The sequence below is a fragment of the Thermobifida alba genome (assembly GCF_023208015.1).
Lineage (GTDB): Bacteria > Actinomycetota > Actinomycetes > Streptosporangiales > Streptosporangiaceae > Thermobifida > Thermobifida alba.
The window spans coordinates 420350-434005 of sequence record NZ_CP051627.1 but is presented as its reverse complement, the minus strand read 5'-3'; the positions used below and the strand labels follow the sequence as shown (position 1 = coordinate 434005).

At 71.5% G+C, this 13656-nt stretch carries 11 protein-coding genes; 2 read left to right on the top strand and 9 right to left on the bottom strand.

The features are described from left to right. Positions 1-23: 23 nt before the first annotated feature. The 3 genes from thiI to FOF52_RS01940 all read right to left on the bottom strand — a co-directional run bounded on the left by thiI (position 24) and on the right by FOF52_RS01940 (position 3607). Positions 24-1289, bottom strand: a complete 1266-nt coding sequence (thiI, locus tag FOF52_RS01950; protein WP_248592112.1) for a tRNA uracil 4-sulfurtransferase ThiI — start codon at positions 1287-1289, stop codon at positions 24-26. 171 nt (positions 1290-1460) lie between these two features. Next, positions 1461-2486, bottom strand: coding sequence for a 6-phosphofructokinase (locus tag FOF52_RS01945; RefSeq protein ID WP_248592111.1), 1026 nt, complete (start codon positions 2484-2486; stop codon positions 1461-1463). Positions 2487-2770: 284 nt separating this feature from the next. Next, positions 2771-3607: a lysophospholipid acyltransferase family protein gene (locus tag FOF52_RS01940; RefSeq protein ID WP_248592110.1), complete on the bottom strand. Its 837-nt coding sequence runs from the start codon at positions 3605-3607 to the stop codon at positions 2771-2773. A gap of 581 nt (positions 3608-4188) precedes the next feature. Between FOF52_RS01940 and FOF52_RS01935 the strand changes: the two genes are divergently transcribed. Next, the gene (locus tag FOF52_RS01935; protein ID WP_248592109.1) at positions 4189-4938 is read left to right on the top strand and encodes a hypothetical protein; all 750 of its coding nucleotides are present in this window, start codon (positions 4189-4191) and stop codon (positions 4936-4938) included. Here FOF52_RS01935 and FOF52_RS01930 read toward each other — a convergent pair. From FOF52_RS01930 to FOF52_RS01920, 3 genes are all read right to left on the bottom strand, one after another. Then, on the bottom strand, positions 4935-5681 hold the full coding sequence (locus tag FOF52_RS01930; RefSeq protein WP_248592108.1) for an endonuclease/exonuclease/phosphatase family protein: 747 nt from the start codon (positions 5679-5681) through the stop codon (positions 4935-4937). The two genes, FOF52_RS01935 and FOF52_RS01930, sit on opposite strands and share 4 nt — an antisense overlap. A 44-nt stretch (positions 5682-5725) precedes the next feature. Further along, positions 5726-6673, bottom strand: a complete 948-nt coding sequence (locus FOF52_RS01925) for an ROK family glucokinase (protein ID WP_248592107.1) — start codon at positions 6671-6673, stop codon at positions 5726-5728. 128 nt (positions 6674-6801) lie between these two features. Beyond that, positions 6802-7176 carry a hypothetical protein gene (locus tag FOF52_RS01920; protein WP_248592106.1) on the bottom strand — a complete coding sequence of 125 codons (375 nt, stop codon included), beginning with the start codon at positions 7174-7176 and terminating at the stop codon, positions 6802-6804. 307 nt (positions 7177-7483) lie between these two features. On the opposite strand from FOF52_RS01920, the gene FOF52_RS01915 reads away from it, so the two are divergent. After that, positions 7484-9280, top strand: a complete 1797-nt coding sequence (locus FOF52_RS01915) for an AMP-dependent synthetase/ligase (protein ID WP_248592105.1) — start codon at positions 7484-7486, stop codon at positions 9278-9280. An 82-nt stretch (positions 9281-9362) separates the two neighbouring features. Here FOF52_RS01915 and FOF52_RS01910 read toward each other — a convergent pair whose 3' ends face one another. The 3 genes from FOF52_RS01910 to FOF52_RS01900 all read right to left on the bottom strand — a co-directional run bounded on the left by FOF52_RS01910 (position 9363) and on the right by FOF52_RS01900 (position 13460). After that, positions 9363-10385, bottom strand: a complete 1023-nt coding sequence (locus FOF52_RS01910; RefSeq protein ID WP_248592104.1) for a C40 family peptidase — start codon at positions 10383-10385, stop codon at positions 9363-9365. A gap of 516 nt (positions 10386-10901) precedes the next feature. Next, the gene (locus FOF52_RS01905) at positions 10902-11897 is read right to left on the bottom strand and encodes a C40 family peptidase (RefSeq protein WP_248592103.1); all 996 of its coding nucleotides are present in this window, start codon (positions 11895-11897) and stop codon (positions 10902-10904) included. 210 nt (positions 11898-12107) lie between these two features. Continuing rightward, positions 12108-13460, bottom strand: a complete 1353-nt coding sequence (locus FOF52_RS01900; RefSeq protein WP_248592102.1) for an NYN domain-containing protein — start codon at positions 13458-13460, stop codon at positions 12108-12110. Positions 13461-13656: the final 196 nt, after the last annotated feature.

The window sequence follows — 13656 nt, the reverse complement described above, 5'->3', positions numbered from 1 at the left end:
CGGGCCGGGGCGACGGGGAGGCCTCAGGCCGCGGTCTCCTCCTCGCTGAAGTAGCTCGGGCGGTGCAGCTGCACGTTGGTCGCCAGGTGCTCGGCGATCTCCTCGACGTCCAGGCGCTTCTCGATCTGGCGGAGGTCGGCGATCTTGGCCGCGGTCTCCACCTGGCGCGGGGTGAGCATGGTGCAGCAGTCCTCGTCGGGCAGCTCGGAGATGGCGAGCGTGCCGATGGCGCGGGCCTGGTCCATGATCTCGGTCTTGTCCATGCCGATCAGCGGACGCAGGATCGGCAGGTCCACGGCGTCGTCCAGGGCGGTGATGTTGGCCAGGGTCTGGCTGGAGACCTGACCGAGCGCGTCCCCGGTGACCAGGGCCGTGGCGTGCAGCCGGTCGGCGAGGGCCTCGGCGGTCTTGAGCATGAGGCGGCGCTGGGCGACGATCTGCAGCCGCTCCGCCCCGGAGTTGCGGAGCTGCTGCTGGGCCTTGCCGAACGGCACCACGTACAGCCGGGAGCCTCCCTGGAACCGGTCGAGCTGGCGGACCAGGCTGTAGGCCTTGTAGATGGACTCCGGGCCGGTGAACGGCATTCCGGAGAAGTGCAGGAAGTCGACCTTGAGGCCGCGGCGCATCATCCGGTAGGCCGCCACCGGGGAGTCGATGCCGCCGGACATCAGCACCAGGCCGCGCCCGCTCATCCCCACCGGCAGGCCGCCCTGGCCGGGCATCCCCTCGGTGAAGACGAACACCTCGTCCTTGTCGACCTCGATCTGCACGGTGTGGTCGGGCTTGGAGAGGTTGACGGTCAGGTGCGGGTGGGCCTGCTTGATCGCGCCGCCCACGTGCGCGGCCAGTTCGGAGGAGGTCATCGGGAAGCGCTTGTCGCGGCGGCGGGCCCGCACCGCGAAGGAGCCGGAGCGGTCGGCCATGGCCTGCACCGCGACTCCGGTGACGACGACGGGGTCCTTGGCCACCCGGCGCACCAGGTGCACCCACACGACGCCCATCACGTTGCGCATGCGCTCGGCCAGCTGGGCCACGTCGAGGTCGGAGGCGTCGGGCATGCGCAGCATGACGACGCCCTTGCGTTGGGAGATCCGGAACTCGGGCAGTCCCCTGGCGGCGGCGCGGATGTTGTTGTGCAGACGGCGCTCGAACAGGTGCCGGTTGCTGCCCTTGAGCACGATCTCGCCGAGCTTCATGAGCACACACAGCTCGCCCAGCTCCTGCGCGGGGGTCGCAGCCGCGCCGTCCGCACGCGCGTCGACGGTCACGGAGTCGAGCGGGGCGGACATGACGGTACCTCCGATGGTGTGGGCCTGACAGGGGCGCGGTCCACGAGGGGAACCGCTACTACCAGTATCGGTCACCAGCGCCACCGGTTTGTCCGGCCGCGGTCGTGGCCCCGGACACGACCGCGGCTCCCGGCGCGCTGCGCCGGGAGCCGCGGGAGGGCCGTGCGAGGTCTAGCCGAAGAAGACCTCGGCCTCCTCGTAGCGCTCGATCGGGACGGTCTTGAGCTCGTCGGTGGCGTCGGCCAGGTCGACGCGGACGATGTCGGTGCCGCGCAGGGCGACCATCTTGCCGAAGTCCTTGTCGTTGACCGCGGTGATGGCCTGCACGCCCAGGCGGGTGGCCAGCACCCGGTCGAAGGCCGACGGGGTGCCGCCGCGCTGCACGTGGCCCAGGACCACCGAGCGGGCCTCCTTGCCGGTGCGCGCCTCGATCTCGTCGGCCAGGCGCTGGCCGATGCCGCCCAGCCGCACGTGGCCGAAGGCGTCGCGCTCGCCGCTGGCCAGCTCCATCTGGCCCTCCTTGGGGTGGGCCCCCTCGGCGACCACGATGATCGGCGCGTACTTGGTCTTGAAGCGGCTCTCGACGTAGGCGACGACCTCGTCGATGTCGAAGGGGCGCTCGGGGATCAGGATGACGTTGGCGCCCGCGGCCATGCCCGCGTGCAGGGCGATCCAGCCCGCGTGGCGGCCCATGACCTCGACGATCAGGGCGCGGTGGTGCGACTCTGCGGTGGTGTGCAGCCGGTCGATGGCCTCGGTGGCGATGTTGACCGCGGTGTCGAACCCGAAGGTGTAGTCGGTGGCGTTCAGGTCGTTGTCGATGGTCTTGGGCACGCCCACGACGTTGACGTCCCGGTCGTGCAGCTGGCGCGCCACGCCGAGGGTGTCCTCCCCGCCGATCGCGATGAGCGCGTCGACGCCGAGCGCGGCCATGTTGTCCTTGACCCGCTCGACACCGCCCTCGATCTTCATGAGGTTGGTGCGCGAGGAGCCCAGGATGGTGCCGCCGCGCGGCAGGATGCCACGGACCGCCTCGATGTCCAGCGGCATGGTGTCGCCCTCCAGGGGCCCCCGCCAGCCGTCACGGAACCCGACGAACTCGTATCCGTAGTCCTTGATGCCCTTACGGACCACCGCACGGATGACCGCGTTCAGGCCCGGGCAGTCGCCGCCCCCGGTCAGAACCCCGACTCGCATTTGCGTGTACTCCTTGGATCGTCTGGAATCCCGTGTGCCACGGGAGTCACGAAAACGGCCGCTCCCGGCCGGGGCCTCGCCCCGCGGGTGCGGAACGCACACGGCAGGACCGCGTTCTCACGCAGCAACCATCGTATGGTCTAGACCATAGCGTCCGTGCGAGTCGAGGCCAACTCGCGCGTCGGCCCGTTTTCCCCGTGTTCACTCCCGCGCGGGCCACTACCCGCAGGAGGGCCCCCAAACGACCAGGTGAGCGCGGTCTCCGCGAGCCACGGTGAGCGGGATCACTGCCGCTCCGGCTTCCCCTCTTCCTTTTCCTTCTTCTTCCCGGCCCGCCTGCGCTCCGCCTTCTCCCGGGCGCGCCGCAGCCGCCTGGCCTCGCGCTCCGCGCGGCGCCGCTCCCTGCGGGACTGCTGCTCCTCCTTCTTCTCCTGCTTGGCCGCGGCCTCCAGTTCGGCCTTGACCGACTGGGCGTAGCGGTCCACGTACTCCTGGCCGGACAGCTCCATGAGGGCGTACATGATCTCGTCGGTGACCGCGCGCAGCACCCGGGGGTCCTTCTCCAGGCCGTAGTAGCGGGAGAAGTCCAGGGGCTTGCCGAACTTCACGATGGGGCGGATGCCGAGCCTGGGGATGACCTGGCCGGGCGGCATGATCTTGTCGGCGTTGATCATCGCCATCGGGATCACCGGGACCCTGGCCTGCAGGGCCATCCGGGCCACGCCGGTGCGCCCCCGGTAGAGCCTGCCGTCGGGGGAGCGGGTGCCCTCGGGGTAGATGCCTAGCAGTTTGCCCTGCTCCAGCACCCGCAGTCCGGTGCGCAGCGCCGCCTCGCTGGCTTTGCCGCCGGAGCGGTCGATGGGAATCTGCCCCACCCCGGTGAAGAAGAGCCGGGTGAGGAAGCCCTTGACCCCCTTGCCGGTGAAGTACTCGGCCTTCGCCAGGAAGGTGATCTTGCGGGGCAGCGGCAGGGGGCCGAAGAAGTGGTCCGAGAAGGACAGGTGGTTGCCCACCATGATGGCGGGACCGTGGCGGGGGACGTTCTCCACCCCGTAGGCACGCGGCTGCCACAGCACCGCGAGCACCGGTCCGAGAGTCGCCTTGAGCACCCAGTAGAACACGGTTCACCTCTGCCTGTGCGGGAGTGCCCGTCCGGCACGGCCATGTTCGTTCTCCCGCTGCCACTGACAATCGTGGTCATCTTCCCATCTCGTGCGGGGCACCGCCAAAGCCGATGCCGCGCCACGCGACGCCGGAGGGCTACCGGGTGCCGCGGCGCTCGGCTAGTTTCGTAATCCCAGCGTTCCCCGCTGGCCACACCACAGCCTGGAAAGGTCCGAAATGCCGTTGCTCGCGGAAGCCGAACCGTTCCGGTACGCCGGCGCCGTCCCGGGCCACGGGACCGCCACAGGTCCGCGGCCGGCGCGGCCGGGAGCAGGGTCGCCCGCCGCCGGACGGGCCGCCCTCCCCCCGCTTCCGGCGCACGGCACGGGCCCCGACCACCGCCGCGGCCGCGAGGACCGTGCCGCCGGCCCGACGGGTCTGCGTATCCTCACAAGAGGAGCGGTTCACGCCACAGTCGCCGTCCGCCGGCTCGGCTGCGGTCCGCACGCCGCCGTCCCCGGTGGCGGCGCGCGGGCCGTCCCCGAGGGCGGTCTCGCCTTCGTGCGCGAACGCGACAGAAGCGGGGAAGGGGCAGGACATGACTGATCGCCGCGGCAATGGTCTGCTCGCCGACTCCTACGTTCCCCTGGCCCTGCTTCCCCCCGTGCTCGCCGACACCATGCTGGAGGCGCTGGGGCGGGCGGGCATCGCCGCCTACGCGGTCACGGTGGGCGCCGCGGCCCCGCCCCCGGGGGACGACACCGACGACGAGGCGCCCACCGACCACCTGTACGTGGACGCCAAGGAGCGCGCGGCCGCCGAGGCGGTGCTGCGCGCGGAGCTTCCGGAGCTGGCCGACCGACTGGTCTCGCCGGACCCCGCGCCCGCACGGCCCGAGCCGGAGAACCCGGACGAGGTCTGGGCCGACCTGGTGGCGCGGTTCTACGACTCCGACACCCCCGAACGGGACTGGCCCGACGCCGAGAACCTCTCCGAGGCGCCGGAGGACGACGAACCGGACGAGCCGGACGGCTCCGACGGACCGGTGCTGACCTCCCGGCCGGTCCGCTCCCCCGCCGAGGACCCCCACGACGTCGGCGAGGAGGACGGCGAGCGCTACGTTCCCCCTCCCCCGCCGCCGCTGCCGCGCGGCGACCTGGTCGGCAGGCTCGCCTGGGGCGGACTGCTCGGGGGCCCGGCGCTGCTCCTGGCCACCACCCTGCTGGGGCTGCCCGTGCCCGGCTGGCTGGTGCTGGTGGCCCTGTGCGCCTTCGTGACCGGCTTCGTGGTGCTGCTGATCCGCATGGGCGACCGCCCCTCCGGCCCCGACGACGGCGCGGTCGTCTAGCCGCCGGCCTCCGTCACCGCCCGCTCGACGGGCGGGGTCCGCGGCTCCCCGTCCCGCTCCAGGGCGATCTCGACCAGCACCGGCAGGTGGTCGCTGGCCGCCGCCAGGTCCTCTCGGGAGGGCTGGGCGGGAACACCCCCCGTCACGACGGGCAGTCTCCCGTCGACGAAGACCGTGTCGATGCGGCTGCGCGGGCGCCGCGCCGGGAAGGTCGGCCCACCGCCGGCCGGGCCGAGCGCCCCCGCGTCCACCAGGTGCTCCGCCAGCAGCTGCCAGGCGGCGCCGCCGGGCTCCTCGTTGACGTCCACGGCCAGTACCCCCGGCGCGGTCTCCGCGCCGAGGAACGCCAGGATCTGCTCGGCGTGCTCCAGGCGCGCCCGCGCGCACAGGTCCAGGTGGCTGACGGCCACGGCGACGCGCCGCTCCCCCAGCCGCACCAGTACCGTCGACAGCGCGCGCCGGTGCAGTCGGGGATGGCGGCGCAGCAGGCGGTGGCTGCGGCGCTCCACGACGACGCCGGGGGCGGTGAGGATCTCCAGTCCTCCGGGGCGGCGGCCCCCCGCGATCCGCAGGCCGCAGCGGCGGGCCAGCCGCCGCCGGCCGGTCCGCCACAGCAGCAGCCGCGGGGCTTCCTGGAGGCAGACCACGTCGGGACGGCAGGACCGGATGACCCGCGCGACGGCCGCGGGGTCGTCGCGCAGCGACCGGACGTTGTACGACAGCACGCGCAGCACGGTGGTCACACCCGGCGACTACCCCGTCCGCCCCGCCTGTCCCGTCGTTCGGCTCAGCGGCGGGCCAGGTCCGCCGCCCCGACGATGCCCGCGGCCGAGCCGAGTTCGGCGATGCGGATGTCGGCGAGGGTCCGCACCCCGCCGCCGGTGACGTTGCGGGCGAAGGAGTCGCGGATCGGTCCGAGCAGGATCTCCCCGGCCTCGCAGACGCCGCCGCCGATGACGAACCGCTCCGGGTCGAGGATCGCGGCGAGGTCGGCCAGGCCCTGCCCCACCCAGTCGCCGATGACGGCGAAGCACTCCAGCGCGGCGGCGTCGCCCTCCAGGGCCGCCTGGGTGATGTGGTGCCCCTCGATGCGCTCGGGGTCGCCGTCGGCGAGTTTGAGGAGGCGCTCGGCGCGTTCGGGTGCGTCGCGGGCCGCGGTGCGCGCCTCGGCCACCAGGGCGCGCCCGCTGGCGTACTTCTCCCAGCAGCCCCGGTTGCCGCAGCCGCAGAGGCGGCCGTCGGCGACGACGCGGTAGTGGCCGATCTCCGCGCCGACCCCGTAGCGGCCCCGGAACAGCTGCCCGTTGAGGATGATGCCGCCGCCGATGCCGGTGCCCAGGGTCACGCAGACCACGTGGTCGACGCCGCGTCCCGCACCGAACCGGGCCTCGCCCCAGGCCGCCGCGTTGGCGTCGTTCTCGACGACGACCGGCAGGTCGATCCTGCGCCGGATGCGGTCGCGCAGCGGCTCGCCGCGCAGGTCCAGGTTGGGCGCGAAGACCACGGTGGAGCGGTTCTCGTCCACGAAGCCCGCTATGCCCACCCCGACCCCGTCGATGACGTCCCTGGGATGGTGCGCCGCGAGTTCCTCGACGGTGTCGCAGACCACGTCGGCGAGGGCGTCGCCGTCGACGGGGGTGGGGTGCTTGACCTTCTCCAGGATCCGGCCGTCAACATCGACAACGCCGGCGGCCACCTTGGTGCCGCCGATGTCCACGCCGATCGTCAACCGCATGGTCGGCTCCCTTTCACCTCATGCCCGAGCTCACGTCCGAGTGCCGGGGCCTCGCCGATTGGAGTAAACCATTGGATTAAACCAGTGTCGACGGTCGGCGGGGTCGTTCGGCCCTGCCGTCGCCTGGTCTATCGTCCCGTGTCAGGGTCGGGTTCGGCGGAGTCGCCTCCCGGACGGTACCGCAGTGAGCGCTCCACCGCGGACAGGCTGCGGCTCATCGCACCGAACACCAGTGCGCCCGCGGCGCTGAGGTGGCGGCCCACCTGGGGAAGGGTCTCCCGGGCGATGTCGAGGAGCTGGTCGGCCACGGGGGCCTCCGGTTCCGTCTCCTGCCTGATCGCCTCCGCCCACACGTCGTTCGCGCGGGGTGGCGGGGAGGTGAGGTTGTTCACCTGGCGCCGCACCCCCGCCGTGAGCAGCCTGCGCTGCAACGTGTCCACCAGGCGCAGCGCCTCGTCGATGATCTCGGTGGAACTTCCCTGGTCGCGGTTGGAACTGGCCATACTCACCCGTCTGCTCGTCGGTTGCCTCCTCTCACGGTAATCGTCCGCCGCTCCGCTGTCTGCGCCGATCACCCGAAACCTGGGTGGCTCCTGAGGAATTTCACGATATGTCCCTGTATGTTCCCTCTGCGGAGACGATGGGACGCACTCGCCCCACCACAGCGGAGCGGCTCGACGGGACGGTCCGAAACGTGGAGGAGGGATCACCATCAGGTACCGAAAGGGAACAGAACCTACCAGCGAGTAGCGCAAATTGTTACCGTCGTCACACTCTTTTGTCACGCCCGCATACACCAGGAGCTGAACAGTGCGTGAGTACACCACCCCCGCGGTGACGGAACTGCCCCCGGACACGCGACTCACCGACACCGTCTTCACCCGCGCCGCCGAGGAACCCGACGCCGTGATGTTCCGGCGGCTGGAGAACGGCCAGTGGCGTGACGTCACCTGTGCCGAGTTCCACCGCGACGTCATGGGCATCGCCAAGGCGCTCATCGCCAAGGGCGTCGAACACGGCGACCGGGTGGCCCTGATGTCGCGGACGCGCTACGAGTGGACCGTCATCGACTACGCCATCTGGACGGTGGGCGGGGTCAGCGTCCCCATCTTCGACTCCTCCTCCGAGGAGCAGGTCCAGTGGATCCTCGGCGACTCCGGCAGCAAGGCCGTCTTCGTGGAGACCGCCGACCACGCCGCGCGGGTCCGGGCCGTCTCCGAGCAGCTGCCCGACCTCGGCGAGATCTGGCAGATCGAGAGCGACGACCTCGCCGCCCTCACCGCCGCCGGCTCCGACGTCGCCGACTCGGCGGTCGAGGAGCGCCGCGCCGCCACCGGCCTGGACGACCTGGCCACCCTGATCTACACCTCGGGGACCACCGGCATGCCCAAGGGCTGCGAACTGACCCAGCGCAACCTGGCCTTCGACGTCATGAGCGTCAACAGCGGCCCCATGCACGAGGTCTTCACCCTGGAGGGGCGCTCCACGCTGCTGTTCCTGCCGCTGGCGCACTCCCTGGCCCGGATCATCCAGATCGGCTGCGTGGAGACGAAGACCGTGATGGGCCACTTCCCCTCCACCGGACCGGAACTGCTGGAGGCCCTCGCCTCGTTCCAGCCCCTCTTCCTGCTCGCGGTGCCCCGGGTCTTCGAGAAGGTCTACAACAAGGCCGAGCAGAAGGCCGTCTCCGAGGGCAAGGGCGCGATCTTCCAGAAGGCCGCCGAGACCGCCATCGCCTACAGCAGGGCGCTGGACACCGGGAAGGTCGGCTTCGGCCTGCGGCTCAGGCACTTCCTGTTCTCCAAGCTCGTCTACCGCAAGATCCTGGCCGCGGTGGGCGGCAGGGCCAAGTACGCCGTCTCGGGCGGCTCCGCCCTGGGCGAGCGGCTGGGCCACTTCTTCCGCGGCATCGGCCTGACCATCATGGAGGGCTACGGCCTGACCGAGACCTCCGCCCCCACCACCGCCAACTCCCCCGCTGCCAACCGGATCGGCACGGTGGGCCGGCCCATCCCCGGCACCTCCATCCGCATCGCCGAGGACGGCGAGGTGCTCACCAAGGGCGACAACGTGATGCGCGGCTACTGGAACAACCCCGAGGCCACCAAGGAGGCGTTCACCGAGGACGGCTGGTACCGCACCGGCGACCTCGGCGCCCTCGACGACGACGGGTTCCTGCGCATCACCGGCCGCAAGAAGGAGATCATCGTCACCGCCGGCGGCAAGAACGTCGCCCCCGCGGTCATCGAGGACCGCATCCGCGGCCACGCGATCGTCAGCCAGTGCATGGTCGTGGGCGACAACCGCAAGTTCGTCTCGGCGCTCATCACCATCGACCCCGAGGCGTTCGAGTTCTGGAAGAAGCAGCACAACAAGACCGGCACCATCGCCGAGCTGGTGGACGACCCCGACCTGCGGGCCACCGTGCAGAAGGCCGTGGACGACGGCAACCGGGCCGTCTCGCGGGCCGAGTCGGTGCGCAAGTTCGCCATCCTGCCCGTGGACTTCACCGAGGCCGGCGGCCAGATGACCGCGTCGCTGAAGCTCAAGCGGCACGTCATCGCCAAGCAGTTCAGCGCCGAGATCGACGCGCTCTACGCGGACTGATCCGCCGGCGGCCCCACGGACAGAGCGTCCCGCCTCGTCGCGAGGCGGGACGCTCTTCTTGCGCCGGGGCGGCCGGAGTCCGTCAGGGACGGACCGCGCCGACGAAGTTCTGCCGGTAGTAGGAGGTCAGCTCCACCACGCCGATCGGCTTGGACGAGGTGGAGGCGTGCACCATGCGGCCGTCGCCGGTGGCCATGCCCACGTGGGTGGGCGCGGTGCTGTTGTAGAAGAACAGCAGGTCCCCGGCCTGGATGTTGTCCCAGGAGACACGCTGTCCGGCGTAGAACTGGTCCTGCGAGACCCGCGGCAGGCTCACGCCCGCGGCCGCCCACGCGGCCTGAGTCAGCCCCGAGCAGTCGTAGCCGTTGGGTCCGGTGCCGCCCCAGATGTAGGGCTTGCCGATCTGGTTGAAGGCGAACTCCAGGGCGACCCTGGCGTCCCCGGTGGCCGGACCGTTGTAGGTCGTGCCGGACGCCGAGGAGCTGACCGTGTTGATCCCGGCCGTCGCCGCGGCCTGCTCGTCGGCGGTCAGGTCGTCGAGCAGCGCCTCCTGCTCGGCGATCTTCGCCTCGCCCTCCTCGCGGGCCTCCTCGGCCTCGTCGAGCTTGGCCTGGGCCTCCTGCTCGGTCTCCTCCGCCTCTTCCCGGAGCTGCTCCAGCTTCTCCTGCTGCTCGGTGTAGCGGTCCAGCCTGCCCTGCTGGCTCGCCGACAGGTAGTTCAGGTCCGCCGACTGGACCAGCAGGTCGTCGGGGTTGTCGGAACCGATCAGGTAGACCAGCGAGTTGTAGTCGACCCCGCTGTAGGCGGTGCCGGCCAGGAGCCGGATGGACTCCTGGAGCCCCTCCACCTCCTCCTCGGTCTCCGCCAGGTCCTCGTTGATCTCCTCCAGCTTCTCCCGGGCGGCCTCGTGTTCTTCCTTGGCCTTGTTGTACGCCTCGTTGAGCTCGGAGAACTCCTGCTCCAGCCGTTCGATCTCCTCGCGGACCTCGTCGGCGGTCGGCTCGGCGTGGGCGACCCCCGGAGTCAGGGCGAGGAAGCTCGCGGCGATGACGCCCGCGGCCGTCAGGCGGCGCCGGACGCCGCGGTCATGGCGGTCGTCATCCACGGTTGTGGCACACCTTTCTCCCGTTTCCGCCTACCGGTGGGACGCGTGCGGGCCGGGACGGGAGAGGCGCCCCGGCAGCGTAGGACACCCCCGGGCACGGTTCGGTTCTGGGGGTCACGTGCCGGCGGGGGAGGTTTCCCGGCCTCCGCGTTCAGAAGGTGCGAGGGACGTCGCGGAGTGCGGCGGGAGCGGTCGCTGCCATCGGGTGATGGCGAGAGTCACGACTCCGCTCGGTGACGAACATAGTGCATCCGAACCGGAACTCTCAACCAATTCGTTATTTTTCGTATGAAATCCGTAAAAGCCATAAATCACATTACGGCCAGCCCGGATCACCCGGCCGCATCGCGCTCCGGCGGCCCGGGGCCCGGCAGGCACGCCGGGGGCGACGGAGCACACTCGACGCCGCCCCCGGTGGACGATCCGCACGGCGGCCCGCCTCCGGACGCCCTCCGCGGCACCGCGGCCGACCCCCTCCCAAGAGGAGCGTCCGCCCGGACCGGCTCCCCTCAGGCGCTACGGACGCACCGCGAACTGGAAGTGCTGGCTCCAGTAGCCGGACAGCGAGACGACCTCGATGGTCCGTCCGGAGCTGGGCGCGTGGATCATCTGCCCGCCGCCCACGTACAGGCCCACGTGGCCCAGTTCGGGGTAGAAGAAGACGAGGTCGCCGGGCTGCATGCTGTCGTAGCTGACCCGGGTGCCGACGTTGGCCTGCGTGTAGGTGGTGCGGGGCAGGCTCACCCCCGCCGCGCCCCAGGCGCGCATCGTCAGACCGGAGCAGTCGTAGCCGTCGGGACCGGTGCCGCCCCACACGTAGGGCTTGCCGAGCTGGGCGTAGGCGAAGTCGAGGGCGGTGCGGGCGTTGCCCGAGGCGGGGCCGCTGTAGGTGCCGCCGGTGGAGTTCGAGGCCTGGGTCAGCGGGTCGGCGTCGGGGAACTGCGCGAGCAGCTCCTCCTGCTCCGCGATCTTCTCCTCGACCTCCTGCTGCTTCTCCTCGACCTCGCTCTTCTTCTCCTCCGCCTCCTCCAGGAGCGCCTCGTTCTCCTCCTTGAGCTGGATCAGCCGCTCCGAGGAGTTGGAGAACTCCTCCAGCTCGGCCCGCTGGCTCTCGGAGAGGTAGCTGAGGTCCGCGGACTGTTCGAGGACGTCGGCGGGGTCGTCCACGGAGAGGATCGTCGTGACCGCCTCCAGGTCGGGGGACATGTAGGCGGCGCTGGCGAAGCTGGAGACCTTCTCCCGCAGCTCCTCGTAGCGCTCCTCCTCGTCGCCGAGCTGCTTTTCGAGCTCCTCGACCTTCTCCTTGGCGGCCTCGTACTCCTCCTCGGCCGCGTTGTACTCGTCGACGAGGGCGCTGGCCTCCTCGTGGAGCTCTTCGAGCTTGGCCTCGACCTCTTCCTGGGTCGGCTCCGCGTGCGCGATCCCTTGGGGCAGCACCAGGCTGCTCGCCGCCACGAACCCGAGTCCGGTCGCGATTCGACGGGCCGCGCGCCGTCCACCGTTGTCAGTCATGGGGCGGTACACGCTCCTTTAGATCAAAGTCCACCGTGAGGGGTTGGTGAAGGGGGGTGCGTCTGGGGGTGCGACGCGGTGAGCCGACAGCGCCGACAGGGCGCGCAGACACGACTCCGGATAGAACTTAGCGGACCCGTTTCCGGGGGCTCAACCGCGATGAGGAATTGTAACGGTGGGCACAGCCGCCCTTTGGCGTCACGGCGGCGCTCAGTCCAGGCGCCGCAGCAGCAGGGGCGAGGCCACGGTGCGCGCCTTCTCCCGCCGCACCGCCGCGATGATCTCCTTGTCCGAGGTGACCACGGCCAGGGGCCGCCCCTCGGGCTCGGCCCGCACCAGCCGGATGATCAGCTCGTCGGCCGTCTCCCCCGGGCTGCTGAAGAGCACCCGCACCCGGCGGGAGGGGACCGGCGCCACCGGGGCGTCGATCTCGGCCCCGTCGAACACGCAGGTGATCTCGGCCTTGGTCTGCGAGGCCAGCCCCTCCAGTCCGGCCAGCAGCTTGGCCCGCTGGTCGGCCAGCGGGCGGTTGCCGTACCCGGTCTTGGTGACGTTGTAGCCGTCCACGAGCAGGTGGATGTACGGAATCGACAGCAGCTGGTCGATGAGCCCGGGGTCGTCGTCGGGCAGGCCCCGCCCCGGCGCCTCCGGGGTCCCCGCGCGCACCTCCTCGGCCACCAGGTCGGCGGGCAGCGTGATCGAGGCGGGCAGCGCCAGCTCCCGGCGCAGCCCCTGCGCGGCCTCCTGGAGCACGTCCAGCAGCACCCGCAGCCGCACCTCCTCGGCGCTGCGGGCCGCCCGGGCGGCCCGCCGGGCGTTCTCGACCTGCGCCTCCACAGCGGCCAGCCGGTTGCGCAACCGCCGGTTCTCGGCCTCGGCGGAGTGCAGCCGGGCGGCCGCGCCGTCGCTGCGCTCCTTGGCCTCGGCCACCGAGCGCTCGGCGGCGCGCACCGCCTCCCTCGCCCGCTGGCGCTCGTGGTGCAGCTTGTGGCGCAGTTCGGAGATCTCCGCCTTGTGCTCGCGCAGTTCGGCGCGGAGCCGGAGCGTCTCCCGCCGGTGCTCGGCCCTGGCCTCGTCCAGTTTGCCGCGCAGTTCGGCGATGGTCTCCGCGGTGTCGTCCGCGGCCCTGGCCCTGGCCTCGCGCTCCAGTTCGTCGTGGATCTCCCGGATGAGGGCCGACCATCCGGGGGGCCGCAGCACGTAGGCGACCGCCCCGGCGATGACCGGGTCGACGGCCGGGGGCACCTCCCCTCCGGCGAGCTCCTCGACCAGGGACGGCCACGCCTGCCGCATCCGCTCGGCGACCCGGCCGCGGAACTCCTCGTCGGTCTCCAGCTGGGCGGCGATGTCCGGCCCGGCCAGCCGCACCCGGCGGCGCGGCTCGAACTTGGCGATCCTGCGCAGCCTCGGCGGGACCTCGGCGGCGGACATCATGCCGAGGATCTCGGCTCCGTACTCGATGACCCGGGTGCGCACCGCCTCGGGGAGCGGCCGGTCCAGCGTCTCGGCCTGCGCCGGCTCCGCCGCGCGCTCCTCCGCGTTCCCGGAACCGTCGTCGGTCATGACGATGTCCCGTCGTCTCCGGGCGACGCCGTCGCACCCCTCACGGTCCGTTCCTCCTCCGTCGTCGACAACCCGCCTGCCCGCTCCCGCCGCGCTCACGCACCCGGGTGCCGGGCACGTGAACGCGGCGGACGCCATGCGATCCTTCCCATCTTTCCACGGACGCCCCGGGACAGGAGGTGCGTCACAAACCCGC